This is a genomic window from Psychrobacillus sp. BM2 (genome assembly GCF_048572895.1).
GTDB lineage: Bacteria > Bacillota > Bacilli > Bacillales_A > Planococcaceae > Psychrobacillus.
Window position 1 is genome coordinate 270653 of the sequence record NZ_CP183878.1, and the last position, 16744, is coordinate 287396.

Here is a 16744-nt window from a genome sequence, read left to right on the forward strand (position 1 = left end):
CAAACCGCTTTAATTAATTGTATAATTGTGTTGTCCGGGTGAAATGCTAAGTTAAAAGAAGAGGTGAATCATCTTGGACAATTCAATATCATACGGTGATGACTATAAGTACATACCAGCAACTTCAGTAGGTAGTGGTATAGGCATAGAGGTTCTTCCGGACATTTTTTGTCATACTATTCAAATCGTCAATATCTGTTTAGTAGGCGATCCCAATTCTAACGATTTTGTTTTGGTAGATGCTGGTATGCCTTACTCCGCTGAGGAAATTATTTCTGTAGTGGAAGAACGATACGGTGTAAACAAGAAGCCCAAAGCCATAATATTAACTCATGGCCATTTTGATCATGTTGGAGCAATAATTGAGTTAGTAAAAAAATGGAATATTCAAGTCTATGCTCATGAGTTGGAATTGCCATTTTTAACAGGTAAAGAGAGCTATCCGAAGCCTGATCCAACTGTAGAAGGGGGATCTGTTGCAAAAATGTCTTTTATATTCCCTGTTAATCCTATAAATCTGGGCAACCACGTGGAAGCCTTACCTTCAGATGGGACAGTTCCTTTTATAAAGGATTTTCAATGGATTCATACACCGGGTCACTCTCCTGGTCATATTTCATTATTTAGAGAAACTGATAGGGTTTTAATAGCTGGTGATGCATTTGTTACTGTAAAACAAGAATATCTATATAAAGTATTCACACAGGAGCAGGAAATAAGTGGTCCGCCAAGATATCTTACCCCTGATTGGGAAGCGGCTAGGGAATCGGTAAATAAACTCGTCAAACTAAATCCAAAAGTAGCGATTACTGGACATGGTTTACCTATGCAGGGAGATTTACTGACAAGCAATTTACATTTGCTAGTCACTGATTTTGATTCGATCGCTTTACCTAGTCATGGAAAGTATGTAAATAAAAAATTACAATAAAAATACAAGATCTCATTCATCTAAAAATGAAGAGATCTTCTTTTAATTATCAGAATAAAAAGTTAAAATATAAATAGAATATTGAAAGGGGAATACATATGACATTTTCTATCGTTGGCTTCGATCCGCAAACAAAAGAATTAGGAGTAGCCGTTGCTTCCAAGTTTTTGTGTGTTGGAGCAGTTGTTCCATTTGCCAAGGCTGGCGTTGGAGCAATTGCAACTCAGTCCTGGGCAAATTTAGATTATGGGATTGATGGTTTGGACATGCTGCAAAGAGGCATGTCACCAGAAGACGTGCTAAAAGAGTTAGTGGCAAATGATGACAAGTCTGGTGCTAGGCAAGTTGGTATTGTAGATGCAAGCGGTCGTAGTGCTATACATACTGGGGAAGATTGTTTCGATTGGGCAGGAGGATTTGCGGAAGCGAATTTTGCGATTCAGGGAAATTTATTGGTCAGTGAAGATACAGTAAATGCCATGAAGGCGGTTTTTCTAGAAAATGGAGGGTCTCTTGCAGAAAGACTATTGGCAGCATTACAAGCTGGTGATATTGCAGGTGGAGACAAGCGAGGCAAGCAATCTGCTGCTTTGTTAGTAGTAAAAGAAAATGGAAGTTACGGTGGTTATACAGATCGTTATATAGACCTTCGAGTGGATGATCATGCTGACCCAGTGAAAGAATTAGCTAGACTCCTGAAACTTCATCAGCTTTATTTTACAGGAACAGCTCCAGAGGATATTGTGGCTATTGAAGATATGCTAGCGGATGAAATTCAAAATATGTTATATGAAAATGGTTTTTTAGATCGAGATCTTACAGAAATGGATGACTTACTAGATGCTATCCAGTCTTATCATCTCATTGAAAACTTTGATGAACGTGTTCAAAAAAGAGGTTATATCGATAAAAAAGTTGTAGAGTTTATGCGTATTAAAAAATAGAATAATACCAAAAAAGAATGCTTAAAACCTTACGTCTGCTATTCTCTCAAACACAGCTTCCATTTTGCAGGGCAGAATTCCCTACGTGGCGCAGCACTGTTTTTGCACCAAAATTTACTTTTCAAATTTGTTCTTCATAAGTTCAAACTTTTCACTTGAAACCGAGATAATTTATCCGATAATAACAAAGGATATCAAAGGTTTGATATGAAAAGAATCCGTGAAAGGAATGGAAAAGATTGGTGAAGTTTAAAAGTATCAAAAGCAAGTTGCTATTTGCGTTTACACTAGTTATTTTTGTAGTCATCCTGTTGGGTGTTTATAATATTTCGGTGGTCATGAAGAGCAATAATGAAGCGAAAAATATTGTAGAAAAAGAGCTGCCAGTATTAATTGCCAATGAGCAGATGGCGTTAACAATGGCGAATCGGATATCGACTGCCCGTGGTTATGTATTATTTGGTGGGGATTACCGAGATCGTTTCGATGCATATACGGAGCAAGGGAAACAATATGAAGGTGTTATCAGGAGCATACATGATTCTGAAGCATTTGATCAACTGATTAAGGAAACGGTCGCTTGGCGGACGATGATTGATACGAAGGTTTTTGATGAATATGATAGAGGCAACAAGGAAGCGGCATTAAGAAATTTAGATGCATCTGCAGTTGAAGTACGTCAAATCATGGCTGACTATGAAGAAATGGCGAAAAATAGTGAAGAGACTATCAATAAGACGGAGCAAGCTATTATAGCTGGAGGCGAAGCAACTTTACGGATCGTAATAATCGTTACCATTTTAGTTGTTTTATTTAGCATAGCTGCAGCTCTCGTAACTGCAAATTCGATAACCAAACCGGTAAAAGTGGTAATGGAACGAATGAACAGGATTGCGCAAGGGGATTTAAGTGGGAAGCCTATTGAAACAAAATCTAAAGATGAAGTTGGTAAACTTATCCATGCAACAAATGAGATGAGTAACAATATGCGTCAGTTATTAAATGAAATCAATCTTGTTTCTGAATCCGTAACGGGGCAAAGTGAAGAGCTAATCCAGTCTTCGGATGAGGTAAATGCAGCTTCCCATCAGATTGCGGTTACAATGCAAGAATTGGCTATCGGTATAGAGGGCGAGGCCAAGAGTGCAAGCGAACTGGCAGCGATTATGGAGTCCTTTACACGTAAAGTTGAAGAAGCGAATGAAAAAGGTGAAAGTATTCAAAGTTCTTCAAGTGAAGTGCTTGAGATGACCTCAGAGGGTAGTCGATTAATGAAATCTTCGAATGAGCAAATGGTGAAGATCGACCAAATTGTGCAAGAAGCTGTTCATAAAATCCAAGGATTGGATGCCGAGGCCCAAGAAATATCCAAGTTAGTTGTCGTGATAAAGGATATCGCCAATCAAACTAATTTGTTGGCCTTAAATGCAGCAATTGAAGCGGCTAGAGCGGGGGAACATGGAAAAGGTTTTGCAGTTGTAGCGGAGGAAGTGAAAAAACTAGCAGAACAGGTAACTGTTTCTATAACTGATATTACGGACATTGTAACGAATATCCAAAATGAATCAAGTTCTGTAGCAGGATCATTGCTAGAAGGCTATGAAGAAGTGGAAAAAGGCACCGATCAAATAAATATTACGATGGAGACATTCAATGGAATCAGCTCTGCTGTGACAGAAATGATTAATCTCATTCAAAGCGTTACAGAGAACTTATCCGACATCGCGGCAAACAGTCAGGAAATGAGTGGGTCCGTAGAGGAAATTGCGGCAATTTCTGAAGAATCATCTGCAGCAGTAGAGCAAACTTCTGCCTCCTCGCAACAAACGAGCAGTTCAATGGATGAAGTAGCGGGAAGCTCAAAACAACTTGCCGAACTTGCAGAAAAACTAAACGGACTAGTTCTGGAATTTAAGCTTTAGTATTAGGTGCTTGTCAATCACGCAATCGGGACACTATTCCGATAAATTGATTATTAGATACAGATGGCCTTGTGGAGAGAAGATCTCTGCGAGGCTTTTCTTTTAAGTAGATAACCGAAAGAAAGGAAAATAAAAAGACAGGATTGTTTAATCTCCAAAAGACAACTGAGTTTTTCGATGAAACAAATAATGTGCTTATAAACCATATCGATGAATCAGAAGTAGTTAGGGAAAAGCTTTTAGAGGCGGTTGATAAAGTAAAGGCTTTCAGGCAAAATAAACATAAAAAATATAAGGCTGGGACAAAACCTTCTTTAAAAATAATTAGCCCCGAAAATTTACAATCAGTAAATTTTTCGGGGCTTTCAGTTAGGGTTTCTACTACAGTTGTTTTTCGTTACTGCGGACGCTTTCTGGGGGCACGGACCTGAGCCTGTAGTCTCTCGCTGGTGTTGTTCCCCCAGGAGTCGCCACCTTCACTTCAAACAACTAGAATGTATAGGTTTCTAAAAATAATGTTATCAAATGACATATCTCCGTAAAGTGAAAAAACTGATATCGAGTTACCGATTGCATGTTTTTCAAATTTAAAGATTAGTTATGTCCAAGCCTCATTTTTTAAAATAAGAAGAAGGTATTTGCTAAATTTAATCAATATCTGATTAACTTTAGCATACCCCATAGTGCGTGCTTTTTTAGTTATTTATTCAATTTCCAAACCGCATAATTCAGTCCTAATGCAAAAGTAACCCATCCAACATATGGAATCATTAGTACTCCTGCTGTTTTATCCACTTGCTGAAATTCATAAGCAGTTAATGCAATGCATGCTAGCATAAGGCTAATTTCAAGAAGTGCAGTTCCACGTAATCCCCAACGGAAAAATAGAAAAGACCATAAAAAATTCAATCCTAATTGTAAGTCATATAAAGGGCCAGCAGGTGAAGAACCATTCCTCATATTTTTCATTTTTTGGTCTACACGGTATTTAGCGATTCCCATTGTGGCGTAAAGAGCAGTCCAAACAATTGGAAAAACAGCACCAGGTGGTGAGAAGGATGGCTGTTTTAGTTTTTTGTATTTTTCCTGAGCATTTTTATTGGCAATCCAACCAGTAATAGAGCCACCGATTACCGGGATTAGAATACTAATTGCTAATTTTTTTCTGTTAATACGACCATCTACTTGCAGCACTTCCATTTTCCAACCTCCTAAATTGATTTATTGTTTTATTCCCTAAACTTATTAAAATAATCTATACTTATAAAATTTAAGTAAATTGAAAAATTAGAATATGGTATAATTATGAAATTAATATAGATACTGTGGAGGAAAATATGAGACTTAAAATTATTCATACAAACGACGTACATAGTAATTTTGAAAACTTTAAAAAAGTAGTTACTTTAATCAATCAACATAAAGACGAAGACACAATTATATTAGACGGAGGAGATTTTGCCGATTTTAAAAGTATTGAGCTTCAAGGTACTAGAGGCATCGCTGCTATAGAGCTATTAGAAGCTGCAGGATACGATGCAATAACGATTGGCAACAACGAGATGTTCAATGGAATAGACACATTAGAGCATATGGCAAGTAATAGCCCTATTCCTTTTATAAGTAATAATTTGTTTAAAAAAGATCGTTCCTATATAAATGGAGTTAAACCTAGCGTTATTTTAGAAAAAAACGGGCTTCGAATTCTTATTACAGGATCTTCTCCTGACATGGGAGTATTTAATGATGGACTAGGTATCCATATGACTGACTATTCTAAAGCTATAAAAGAAGAGATAAATAAAAACGAAGGTAAGTATGACATTTGTATTTTATTAAGCCATGTAGGCACCTTTGCAGATGAACCACTTGCTGAAGAGATAAAAGAGATTGATATTATTATTTCTGCGCATGATCATAAATTATTTGAGCAAGCAAAGATTATTGATACGACAATTATGAATAGCGCAGGTAATTATGGGGAGCATGTCGGTATTATAGAATTAGAAATACAGGATGGAAAAGCTCAGCTTGTCCATTCAGAGACTATTTCAACGCAAAACATAGAAGAGAATGAACAGATAGAATCTATTTTAAGATTAAACAAAGGGAGTGCTATAGAAGCATTAAGTAAACCTATATATACAGTGGTACATCCTTTGTGGCATGACGTTGTGGAGGAAAACCCAATTACTAATTTAATAGCTGACGGCTTGAAGGATATATTGGGAACAGAAATTGGTCTTATCAATAGTGGTATTTGTAATGCAGGAATATTTCATGAAATGACACGAAAAAAACTAATCGAGATATGTCCTTCTCCATTAAATCCAACTTCCTTTGAGATTCAAGGTAAGCATTTACAAGAAGCATTGGAGCAGTCATTAGATGCGCAAATATGCTTGGCAGATGGAAGAGGTCCAGGATTTAGAGGGAGATTTGTAGGGAGGCTGCATGTTTCGGGACTTCAAATAGAACATGATGGGAAGAATATTCATGCAATCTACGTAAATGAGGAATTATTAGAAGAGGAAAGATGGTATTTAGTCGGTAGCTCCGATTATTTACAAAGAGGTTCTGGATATCCCAGTCTTGCTAACAATCGAAATGAAAAATATTTAGGGGAAGAAATAAAAGATGTTCTGCGTTTATATGGGGAAAAACAAGACTTTTGTGAGGAATCTTTTATTCAAAAATGGAAAGAAGTTTCTAAAATAAGGGGATAGAAACGTGGAGCCTAAAAAAATTAGACAACGGGGTATAATGATTGGAAGATTCCCTGTTGGAGAAAAAAATTGCATAACAGATGTTCATGGTGTGAAAGTTGGTCATGTTACATTAGACAGTCCGCTTAATGAAGGGGAACATGCTTGTACTGGAGTAACAGCGATTTTGCCCCATGGAGATAATTTATTTCAACAGAAAGTAGTTGGAGCAAGTTATATCTTAAACGGTTTTGGAAAAACAACCGGTCTTGTACAAGTGAATGAGCTAGGGTTAATCGAATCACCGATCATGCTGACGAACACATTTGGTATTCCAGCAGTTTCTCAAGGGACTCTTGAGTATATGCTAGAAAGAAACGCTGAAATAGGAGATACAACTGGAACGATTAATATAGTTGTAGGTGAGTGCAATGACAGTCGATTAAATTCGATTCGGAAATTTCCAATCGAGCCGAAGCATGCGATAGAATGTATTCAACAAGCTTCATCGGACGTTTCTGCAGAAGGTGCGATAGGAGCAGGAAAAGGAATGATTTGTTTTGGATACAAAGGTGGTATTGGTTCTTCCTCTCGTATTGTTGAAGATTATACTATTGGTTGTTTAGTCCTTAGTAATTTTGGTCGACCAGAAGATTTTCAAAGCGAACAATATAAAGTAAAAGAAGCGATTCCAGTCCCAACTTTTCCAAAGCCAGCCGATGGTTCTATTATGATTGTCTTGGCAACAGATGCTCCGCTTAGCAGTAGACAGCTAAAGAGAGTGGCAAAGAGATGTGGTATAGGACTTGGAAGAACGGGTAGTCATTTTAGTAATGGCAGTGGAGATGTAGTTATTGCATTCTCTACAGCAAATAAAGTTGCACACTTTACAGAGGAAAGTGTAGAAACTAGTATCCAACTGAGGGATGATCATCCAATCATGAACGATCTTTTTCAAGGAGCGGCTGAAGTGACGGAAGAAGCAATATTAAATTCAATGTCCCAAGCGGTAACTACTGAAGGAAGAATGGGTAACATTGCATATGCATATCCGTTTGACTGAGTATCCGGTCATAATAAGTCGGTAAGAAGTAAAGAGAAAGGCTGCTGTAGATGTTTTAACGCAATTATAGAAATATGTTTTTTACTTAATAACTTGATAAATTCAACTAGTGAAATGGGCGTTGGTTCTCCCGACTATATCACGATTTTGCGACCCCATTCGTTCTGCGGAAATTGATTAATAATTTAACTCAATTGAAATTATTTTCATTGAATGAATCCCAACTGGGCAATTACGAAGGTTATTCGTGATTTTGTAACAATTATTAATAAATGAAAATCCATTATAAATTGAAAGGAACTATGCTACTTTATGAATAGATTAGAAAATGATAGTAAAGTTCCGAAATCGTTTTCCAAAGTATGGATTGTGCTCCTATTAGGTTCACTCACTGCATTCGGGCCATTATCGCTGGATATGTATTTGCCAGCACTACCGATTGTTGCCGGTGATTTACAAACGACGACATCCCTAGCACAATTAAGTTTAACCGCTTGTTTGGTGGGTATTGCGGTTGGCCAGCTAATATTTGGTCCGTTAAGTGATATTCATGGAAGGCGCAGACCGCTAGTATATACGCTTATTGTTTACGCAATCGCCTCAGTATTATGTGCCTTTAGTACGCATATCTGGGTCTTTATTGGTTTGCGTTTCGTGCAAGGGGTGACCGGGGCAGCAGGAATCGTGATTGCCCGTGCGTCCACTCGCGATTTGTACTCAGGTAAAGATTTAACGAAATTTATCGCATTGCTTGCACTTGTAAATGGTGCCGCACCGATTCTAGCACCGATTGCCGGGGGAATAGTTTTAAACTTTACCTCGTGGAATGCTGTGTTTATTATTTTAGCAATTATCGGCCTGATTATGTTTTTAGGTGTACTACTCTTTCTACCGGAGACGCTACCTAAAGAAAAAAGGACGGAAGGTAGCATATTGGCAGTCCTTAAGACATTTGGATATTTATTAAAGGATCGTCTCTTTATGGGGATTGCATGTACACAAGCACTAATTATGACGAGTATGTTCGCGTACATCGCGGGTTCACCGTTTGTCTTGCAAAACCTTTACAATGTTACGCCGCAACAATTTTCTATGTTGTTTGCACTGAATGGTATGGGGATTATAATCGCAGCGCAAGTAACAGGGAGACTGTCAAGTACCATTGAGGAAGTAAAATTACTTTTCAGTGGTGTCCTATTGTCATTTATAGGTAGTGTTTTGTTGTTATTAGTGATTATATATAAAATGCCTTTGTTCGCAATGATTCCTGCTCTATTTTTAGTCGTATCAAGTGTTGGGATGGTTTCAACTTCTTCGTTTTCACTTGGGATGCAAAGACAAGGGAATTCTGCAGGAAGCGCTTCTGCGTTCCTTGGGCTACTTCCTTTTATCGGTGGGGCGATCGTTTCTCCGCTCGTTGGAATAGCAGGTGATCAAACGGCTTGGCCAATGGGAATCATAATTGTTTTTTGTAGCAGTATTGCTTTAGTAATCTTTATGTTATTTGTGAGAAAAAGTGAATTAAATATGAAAAACATTTGATGGTTTGTTTTAGACCCAAGTAAACTAAGTTTTTTATTTTTATATTGCGTAATAAAGTAAGCTATTAAAAGAGTACAAGGCCGTATCAAGGCCGTATCAAGGCCGTATCAAGGCCGTATCAAGGCCGTATCAAGGCATACCAACCACTTTCTCTTTGCGAAGTTTGAGTGTATAACCTCCATACAGATAACGCATTTCATGAATTTTGAACTAGAAAATGTAGACATATTGCAACATAAAGGAATTGTGGGTGTTGCTGTTGTGTTAGCGATAATGAAAGCGATTGACCATTCTCTTATGGCTCAAAATTTTTAGAAAAGATTAAGCAGTAGTATAAAATAGGATGTCCTTTATATTTGGAATGGACATCCTATTCATCTTATTATTCCTTAGCAAAATCTAGCTTCACTTTACCTTCTATAAAAGAGAGGCTGGCATCAAATTTTTGACCGTTTTCAGCTTCAAATCCTTTGATCATATTTGTTTTTCCTTTTGTACAAAGAAGCTTTATTTGGCTAGGTGTTATTTTTTTCTTTAAAAAGTATCCATTAAATGTCTGGGTACAACCATTTTTATATTCGGTGCAACCATAAAAACTTTTATGGGCAATGATGGATCCCTTTTGACATTTAGGACAGGTTACAATAGGATCTCTCTTGAATTTAGAATCATATTTTGATGGTCGAGGAGCTAGCTTTATATCAATTTGTTTTGTTTTTAAATGATTTGGGACCTCATCCATTAAGCTCTGGATAAACTTTGCGATGCTACCTAGAAAACGATCCATCGAGCCTTCGCCATTTCCAATTTTTCGTAAGTAAGCTTCCCATTTAGCCGTCATCGATGGACTAGCAAGAAGATTACCCTCAATAGCCTGACAGAGGACTCGTCCTTTATCCGTAATAGAGACGATATTTTTCGTGACATCAATATAGCCGTGGCGTTTAATCGTTTCAATGATCCCGCTTCGAGTTGCTTCTGTACCAAGACCTTCTACTTCTTTTAAAATTTCTGTTTCATTTTTATTATCCACAAGTTTCCCACAAGTTTTCATCATGGCGATGAGTTGACCTTCTGTGTAAGGCTTTGGAGGCTGCGTTTTTCCCTCTATTATATCAATATTACTTTCTACTATCTCCTGCTCACGTAGCGTAGGTAGGGAAGATTCCTCTTTTTCTGTTTCTTTAGAAGAACGTACAAATAATGATTTCCAACCTTTATCATGTTCTGTCTTTCCAGTCGTAAAGAAAGGCAATCCATTTACATTCGTTGTCACTTTCGTTTCCGTATATAAATAATCTGTATGGAACATAGCAAGTGTTGTGCGAACGATTTCTTCGTATAAATTCCTTTCCATACTAGATAGTCCGGCAAGTTTAGCTTGAGAAGGGAGCTTTTTCGTAGGTATGATCGCATGATGCTCTTGTACTTTCGAATTATCCACATAACGCTTTTTTGGTGAGAGTGAAGCAACCGGGAAGGGACACTCGATAAGCTGCTGATATTCCGATACTTGTCCAGCGATATAAGAAAATTCACTTGGTGTAATATATCGGGAATCTGTCCTTGGATAGGTCACCAGTTTCTTTTCATATAGCCCTTGCATTGTCTTTAATACATTCGCAGGGCTCGTTTTCCACAATCGGTTGGCAGTTGCTTGCAATGTGGATAACGAATGGAGCTGTGGAGGTGGCATTCGCTTATCTATCTTTTCTATGGAAGTAATAATCCCAGATGAATTTGGATGGATGTTATGTTTTGCTAGAAGGTCTTGAATAATTTCCCTTTTCGGTTCCTTAGCTTTAGCTTTCCCTTTATAGGTACCATGTTCAGCTGTAAATATAGCTTCGATTTCAAAGAATGGTTCCGAAACAAAGTTTTCAATTTCCATCTGTCTTTGGTAAATCAAGAAAATAGTCGGTGATTGGACTCTTCCGATTGGAAATACTTCCTTAATACCTTGCTCCTGCAATAAAAGAGAATATAATCTGGAGCCATTCATCCCTACTAACCAATCACTGATTTGGCGAGCCTTGGCTTCGTCGTACAATAAAAGATCCTTACGATTGTCCTGTAAATTACTAAAGCCTTTCAGTACTTCATCAACCTCTAAAGAATTGATCCATAAACGTTTAATCGTTTGACCGCGGGCCCCGCTTTGATTGTATATACTATAGAAGATATTCGATCCTTCGCGATCTACGTCGCATGCATTAATAACCGTATTAGTAGATTTAAGTAATTTTTTCACTACAGAAAACTGCTTGAATTTCCCTTTGGCAATCTGAAATTCGTACTTCTCTGGCAAAATAGGCAAACTTGCTAAAGACCATTTATTCCATTTGGGATCATATGTTTTTGGTTCTTTTAATTCAACTAGGTGCCCAATTCCCCATGTAATATAGGCGCCCTCTGGAAAAATAGGACATGGGTTAATCTCTAAATAACCTTCGTGTCGTTTAACTTTAAAAGCATCTGCATATGCTTTTGCCTGACTTGGTTTTTCGGCTAGGATGACCGGTTTCATGGTAGCACCTCTTTCGATCAAAAGAAACATTAGTTCTTATTATTATGTAGGAAAATTGGTTTGAATACAACTGTTTGGTAGTTGTGGAGTTTAAATACAGTTACGACGGTTTATAAGGTAAATGCGATGTATTAACAAGAATTGTGATGAAACCAAGATAATTGCAAAGGAAAAAATCTTTAATTATACGTGGTGATACATACAAAAAAATTGTCTCACAATGTTCTAAAAATGGTGGTCAAACAGGTTTTGAAGAAGTATTCCTATATGAACAAAGTGCAGATGATTATATGTTCAATAAACCTTATGCAATTCAATAAGGAGTTTTAAAATCTTAATCCAATAAAACCTTTCATTCTTTCACCTGAACTTCTTGAAGAAATCAGGAGGTATTTATCGATGTAAAACGAGTTTTTGGTTATCTAATCAGTAAACAAAATCCAGATTACAGTTGAGTTTGAGGGCTTCTGGATCAAGTACTTCAATGCAATTTCGGGATGTTTGAATGATTCCTTGATCGCGCAATTTTTTAAGGGAACGGGCAACCTCTAGCCTTGTTTCTCCAATGATTTCACCTATTTCTGCCTGGGTAAGGTTAATACCTATCTTGTTCAAGTAGTGGTTGTACATGTAAACGATGTTGCAGGTCTTAACAAAGGCAGAATCATAGCTGAGGGTAACAGATTCGTGCATGAATAGATTGGAATGCATAATGACATAATCCAGCATCGCGATGCTTAAATCGGGATTATCCTTCAGTGCCTGATAGAAATCTTTCGGTTGGATGCGAATCGTCTGGATATCGGTGATGGCGGTTATCATGAAGAAATCGACATCAATATGGAAATTGCCATTGATTGGTCTGCTTAAGGAGTAGGGGCAAATCGAACCCTCTCCGTGGAAGCAAATTGTCTTGCTGTCTCCTTCAATGTGGTTGACCGATAATTTAAAGATGCCGCTCTCTACGTAGTACAAGTATAAGGTATCGAGATTATTGGTTATGACACTGCCTTTCTCCAACAAGTACCTTTCCCCGATTTCCAATAAAAAAGGCTTGAAATCTGTAAACTGGTTTTCGAAAAAAAGATTGTTTTTCCCCACACTGTTCAATCCTCTCTCTATAAAGGTGCCTGTGCAATTATGACAATTCACACTTTGAATAAAAACACTTAAAACAAATCCCGAAAGAATTTAATATAATTGGATTTGTTCTTTGGGATTATACAATTGTAGTGTGTTTTTAAAATAGTGTCTTGCTCAGGTATCAAAAAAACTGTCCTCATTCCATTCATTATACTAATCTTTCTCTTCAATATCTCTTTCCACTCTAAATTTAGTGAATTAATAATAAATGGGTGTATCAAATGATATAGAAACCGCTTACATCATTTTGATAATCTATAATTACATAAACAGTTAGACATAATAATGGGAGTTTACTTCAATTATTTTGGCAAACTGGCTAAAAAAGTATAGAAAGAAGGGGTTAAATGGCAGTAATTTCTTTATTATCCCTAATCTTTGTAATCGCAGTGGGAGTTTACGCGAAAAAAAATATAGGAATTATATCACTTGCGGTGGCAATAGTACTAGGAATGATAGGCGGATTGTCAAGCAACGAAGTGATAAGCGGCTTTCCTACGAGCCTTTTTCTGAATTTGTTTGGAATGTTTTTCTTCTTTGCAATTGCACAAAATAATGGATCCTTGGAACTTTTATCCAAGAAACTGTTTGTATCATTTGACCGTTTTGCTATCTTGTACCCCCTTATAGTCTTTATAGTAAGCGCTCTCATAACGGTTGTCGATCCAGGTGGTTTGACGGGTTATGTGGTGTTGCCTGCAATTACTATGAGTGTTGGTTACCAGATGGGCTACAATCCTATTATGATAGGCGTTCTGACCATCTTTGGCGCGAACGCTACGCTTATGACACCGGTAGGCGTGTTTGGGAATACAGCCAACTTGATTGTCAGTGATGCTGGATTTCCTAATTATGCAACACAAATTCTACTAAATGGTGTAATCCTGTTCTCTATAGCAGGAATTTTAGTTTATATTGCTTTTCGCGGATGGAAAAGAAAACAACAGGCAGACGGTACATTGTCCTTGGAAGGTAGTGCAGGGTCAATCAAACTTCCAGCTTTCAGTAGGCAGCAAAAATTGACATTGTTGATGCTAGTATTGATGATTCTTGCGATTATGTTTTTAAAAACACATGCAGGTCTCACTGCGCTAGTTTTCAGTATAATCCTGCTGTTGGTTAAGGCTGCCGACGAAAAGGATGCCTTTCTGGGAGTACCCTGGGAAACAATATTCCTATGTATAGGAATTGGGAACCTTCTTAGTGTTATTGATACATTGGGCGGGTTAACTCTTTTAGATAGTATGTTGTCTTCAATTTCTACAGAGTGGACGTTGGCGCCTTTACTTGGTATCACTTCGTCGATTATGTCCTTCTTCTCACTAGCGATTGCGGGACCGATTCCGACTTTGATTCCTTCAATCGATGTGTTGAATTTATCGAACGGGAATTCGTTCATGGATATTGAATTGATCAGCACAGTTATCAATGGCGGATTCACGGCTGCCATTAGTCCCTTGTCGCTAGGTGGTGCGATGGTTCTTGCTGCTTACGGGACATTATTCAAACCTAGTGTTGAGGAAAGAACGAAAGTCTTTAATAAGCTGTTCCTAGTGGCAATTGTGATTTCGATTCTCGCTGGAATCCTAGCGAATACTGGTATATATAGAATAACTACAGGCTTATAATTCTACTTACTCTACTTCAATCAGTTATCAATCTTAATGACATAGTAATTTATTTTACTTAACTAGATGAAAAAGGTTTTGTTCTTAACTATATAATATGAGGAGGAATAGAAATGAATAGAAGTATTTTAAAAGGTATGTATGATGTGCATGTGCACTGTGGACCATCCACAGCAAACAGAGCAGTGGATGCTGCCGAAATGCTGAAGTTGGCGGAAGAAGACGGTTATGCAGGATTCGTCGTAAAAGATCACTATATACCAGCACTCTTGGGAACGAAAATGGTTGAGAAGCATTTAGGAAACGGCACTTGTAAGGTTTACGGATGCCTGGTTCTGAATAACGCAGTTGGTGGTCTTAATGTCGATGCTGTGGATAAAGCCAGACAAATGGGTACGGCAATGGTTTACTTTCCGACCGTCTCTTCTAAAACTCATATCGACGGTCACAAAGAAACAGGATTTGTTGGTGGAGCAGGTACCTCTGATGTAGAGGAAGAGCCAATCGCTATCGCTGATGAAAATGGAAATCTCAATCCTAAAGCCGTGGAAGTAATTAAGTATTTGGCCAAGCATGATATGGTATTGGCAACTGGACATGGCAACGAAATTGAAGTAGACGCTTCAGTCAAAAAAGCCTTTGAATTAGGGATGAAACGTGTCCTAGTAACGCACCCGCATTATCAGGTAGGAGCAACCATTGAAGATATGAAGAGATGGGCAGAGATGGGTGCCTATATTGAGATTAACGCCTGTGTGTTTAAAGATAGCGGTTCGAAAGTGGAAGCAGTAGTGGATCTGTCCGTGGCGAAAGAAATGATAGATGCTTGTGGTGTGGACCGCATCATTATTGATACAGACTATGGTCAGGCTGCTAATGGCTCACCGGTAGAAGGAATGTATAATTTCGTCAATGCCTTGGAAGAACATTTTGGAATCACTGAAGAAGAAATTAGCATCATGACTAAGAAGAATCCAAAAGAGTTGTTCAATTTCCAATAATGAATAGAAGAAACACCGGAAAATAATAATATAAAACAGGAGGAAATTAAAATGACAAACATCGATTATGGCAACCTGGAGAACCTTCCTTGGCAATTTGTGAGAGAAGGCATTACGCGAAAAGTATTCGGTATGGGTGCAGAACACATTAATGTCACAATCAATAAAATTGAAAATGGCAATGAGAAGAATCCGCATAGCCATGAAGAGAATGAACAAATTGCACTGATCTTGGAAGGTGAATGTGACTACTATGTAGACGGTATTCCATACCGAATGACAAAAGGTTCTTGGATTACTGTTCCAGCTGGTGTGGAGCATTATATTGAAGTCTACGACAGCCCTGTACCAGTGCTCAATATGGATATCTTCTATCCTCTAAGAGAAGAGTACAATGAATCGTACGGTAAATTCATAGAAAACTACCGTAAATAAATATCGATCTATGCCTAGCTAATTTGCCTGATTAGTTCAGAGTTTAATATTGTTATCTGTAGTGGCTCAAAGGAGAGAGTAGATAATGAAGATGCGTAATTTGGTCAAAGAGAAGTTGGAGAAAAACGGTCATGTTTTGGGTGCGTTCGTTGCTTCTGGCTCACCGACTAATGTAGAGATTTTAGGACTTAATGATTTCGATTTTGTCCTTATTGATATGGAGCATGCCCAAACTGATATGGAAACTATGGTGAATATGATACGAGCTGCGGAACTATATGACATGGCACCGCTCGCCCGCGTTTATCATTCAAATGATGGCCCTATGATGTCCCGAATGCTAGATGTTGGAATTCATGGTTTGATGATCCCTATGGTGGAAGCTAAAGAGCAAGCCCAATATATTATTGAAAATATGAAGCTTGCACCTCTTGGAAAAAGAGGGATAGGCGCAGGGCGCGGACCAAGATGGGGATGGTATGAAAATTACAACAAAGGCGAAGTGAACGATAACACCTATGTCATAATGCAGTGTGAAACTAGGAAGGGTGTCGAAAATATTGAAGAGATTTGCCAGACACCAGGTCTTGACTGCATCTTTATTGGAACAGCTGATTTATCGCAGGATATGGGCTGTTTTGGTGACAATAACAATACTGATTTACAAGCTGCGATTAATACGGTACTGGAAGCTTGTAAGAAGCACAATATCGTACCTGGAATCGTCACTGGTACGGCGGAAGAAGCAGCAAAACGAATTCAACAAGGTTTTCAGTTTGTTACGATCATGAATGACCTCGGATTCTTCAAAAGCCAGACTAAAAATCATATCGATACGGTTAGAAAAAATCTGTCAGAATAACTAAATAAGAATGGTAGTTGAAAATATTGCAGACTATAAAC

General features: G+C 37.9%; 14 protein-coding genes. 11 read left to right on the top strand and 3 right to left on the bottom strand.

The genetic code is table 11. The features are described 5' to 3' along the window. The first annotated feature begins 73 nt into the window (after positions 1–73). The 3 genes from ACN6MX_RS01225 to ACN6MX_RS01235 all read left to right on the top strand — a co-directional run bounded on the left by ACN6MX_RS01225 (position 74) and on the right by ACN6MX_RS01235 (position 3797). A complete protein-coding gene (locus ACN6MX_RS01225) occupies positions 74–931 on the top strand; it encodes an MBL fold metallo-hydrolase (protein WP_419960874.1) in 858 nt (285 codons plus the stop codon). A 98-nt stretch (positions 932–1029) separates the two neighbouring features. Next, complete coding sequence (locus tag ACN6MX_RS01230; protein ID WP_419960875.1) at positions 1030–1875, top strand: DUF1028 domain-containing protein; 846 nt, start codon at positions 1030–1032, stop codon at positions 1873–1875. 242 nt (positions 1876–2117) lie between these two features. Then, on the top strand, positions 2118–3797 hold the full coding sequence (locus ACN6MX_RS01235; protein ID WP_419962524.1) for a methyl-accepting chemotaxis protein: 1680 nt from the start codon (positions 2118–2120) through the stop codon (positions 3795–3797). A gap of 699 nt (positions 3798–4496) precedes the next feature. Here the strand turns inward: ACN6MX_RS01235 and ACN6MX_RS01240 are convergent. Then, positions 4497–4997: a TspO/MBR family protein gene (locus tag ACN6MX_RS01240; protein ID WP_419960876.1), complete on the bottom strand. Its 501-nt coding sequence runs from the start codon at positions 4995–4997 to the stop codon at positions 4497–4499. Positions 4998–5134: 137 nt separating this feature from the next. Between ACN6MX_RS01240 and ACN6MX_RS01245 the strand changes: the two genes are divergently transcribed. From ACN6MX_RS01245 to ACN6MX_RS01255, 3 genes are all read left to right on the top strand, one after another. Next, entirely contained in the window at positions 5135–6523 is a 1389-nt protein-coding gene (locus tag ACN6MX_RS01245; RefSeq protein WP_419960877.1) for a bifunctional metallophosphatase/5'-nucleotidase, read from the top strand. A 37-nt stretch (positions 6524–6560) separates the two neighbouring features. Then, complete coding sequence (locus tag ACN6MX_RS01250; RefSeq protein ID WP_419962525.1) at positions 6561–7565, top strand: P1 family peptidase; 1005 nt, start codon at positions 6561–6563, stop codon at positions 7563–7565. A gap of 312 nt (positions 7566–7877) precedes the next feature. Beyond that, positions 7878–9107 carry a multidrug effflux MFS transporter gene (locus ACN6MX_RS01255; RefSeq protein WP_419960878.1) on the top strand — a complete coding sequence of 410 codons (1230 nt, stop codon included), beginning with the start codon at positions 7878–7880 and terminating at the stop codon, positions 9105–9107. Positions 9108–9489: 382 nt separating this feature from the next. Here ACN6MX_RS01255 and ACN6MX_RS01260 read toward each other — a convergent pair whose 3' ends face one another. Continuing rightward, the gene (locus ACN6MX_RS01260; RefSeq protein WP_419960879.1) at positions 9490–11634 is read right to left on the bottom strand and encodes a DNA topoisomerase 3; all 2145 of its coding nucleotides are present in this window, start codon (positions 11632–11634) and stop codon (positions 9490–9492) included. Between the two features lie 161 nt (positions 11635–11795). Here ACN6MX_RS01260 and ACN6MX_RS01265 point away from each other — a divergent pair, with 161 nt between their 5' ends. After that, entirely contained in the window at positions 11796–11954 is a 159-nt protein-coding gene (locus ACN6MX_RS01265) for a hypothetical protein (RefSeq protein ID WP_419960880.1), read from the top strand. 106 nt (positions 11955–12060) lie between these two features. On the opposite strand, the gene ACN6MX_RS01270 is transcribed toward ACN6MX_RS01265, so the two are convergent. Continuing rightward, entirely contained in the window at positions 12061–12735 is a 675-nt protein-coding gene (locus ACN6MX_RS01270; protein ID WP_419960881.1) for a Crp/Fnr family transcriptional regulator, read from the bottom strand. Positions 12736–13124: 389 nt separating this feature from the next. On the opposite strand from ACN6MX_RS01270, the gene ACN6MX_RS01275 reads away from it, so the two are divergent. The 4 genes from ACN6MX_RS01275 to ACN6MX_RS01290 all read left to right on the top strand — a co-directional run bounded on the left by ACN6MX_RS01275 (position 13125) and on the right by ACN6MX_RS01290 (position 16703). Beyond that, a complete protein-coding gene (locus tag ACN6MX_RS01275) occupies positions 13125–14405 on the top strand; it encodes an SLC13 family permease (protein WP_419960882.1) in 1281 nt (426 codons plus the stop codon). A 113-nt stretch (positions 14406–14518) separates the two neighbouring features. Next, on the top strand, positions 14519–15406 hold the full coding sequence (locus ACN6MX_RS01280) for a DUF6282 family protein (protein ID WP_419960883.1): 888 nt from the start codon (positions 14519–14521) through the stop codon (positions 15404–15406). 51 nt (positions 15407–15457) lie between these two features. Then, positions 15458–15841 carry a cupin domain-containing protein gene (locus ACN6MX_RS01285; RefSeq protein WP_419960884.1) on the top strand — a complete coding sequence of 128 codons (384 nt, stop codon included), beginning with the start codon at positions 15458–15460 and terminating at the stop codon, positions 15839–15841. A gap of 85 nt (positions 15842–15926) precedes the next feature. Then, positions 15927–16703 carry an HpcH/HpaI aldolase family protein gene (locus ACN6MX_RS01290; protein ID WP_419960885.1) on the top strand — a complete coding sequence of 259 codons (777 nt, stop codon included), beginning with the start codon at positions 15927–15929 and terminating at the stop codon, positions 16701–16703. The last annotated feature ends 41 nt before the right edge of the window (positions 16704–16744 follow it).

Bases quoted from the DNA above. Each gene is read 5' to 3' on its own strand.
- ACN6MX_RS01280 (WP_419960883.1), top strand. From the start codon at position 14,519: ATGAATAGAAGTATTTTAAAAGGTATGTATGATGTGCATGTGCACTGT.
- ACN6MX_RS01285 (WP_419960884.1), top strand. From the start codon at position 15,458: ATGACAAACATCGATTATGGCAACCTGGAGAACCTTCCTTGGCAATTT.
- ACN6MX_RS01260 (WP_419960879.1), bottom strand. From the start codon at position 11,634: ATGAAACCGGTCATCCTAGCCGAAAAACCAAGTCAGGCAAAAGCATAT.
- ACN6MX_RS01245 (WP_419960877.1), top strand. From the start codon at position 5,135: ATGAGACTTAAAATTATTCATACAAACGACGTACATAGTAATTTTGAA.
- ACN6MX_RS01250 (WP_419962525.1), top strand. From the start codon at position 6,561: ATGATTGGAAGATTCCCTGTTGGAGAAAAAAATTGCATAACAGATGTT.
- ACN6MX_RS01275 (WP_419960882.1), top strand. From the start codon at position 13,125: ATGGCAGTAATTTCTTTATTATCCCTAATCTTTGTAATCGCAGTGGGA.
- ACN6MX_RS01290 (WP_419960885.1), top strand. From the start codon at position 15,927: ATGAAGATGCGTAATTTGGTCAAAGAGAAGTTGGAGAAAAACGGTCAT.
- ACN6MX_RS01255 (WP_419960878.1), top strand. From the start codon at position 7,878: ATGAATAGATTAGAAAATGATAGTAAAGTTCCGAAATCGTTTTCCAAA.
- ACN6MX_RS01240 (WP_419960876.1), bottom strand. From the start codon at position 4,997: ATGGAAGTGCTGCAAGTAGATGGTCGTATTAACAGAAAAAAATTAGCA.
- ACN6MX_RS01230 (WP_419960875.1), top strand. From the start codon at position 1,030: ATGACATTTTCTATCGTTGGCTTCGATCCGCAAACAAAAGAATTAGGA.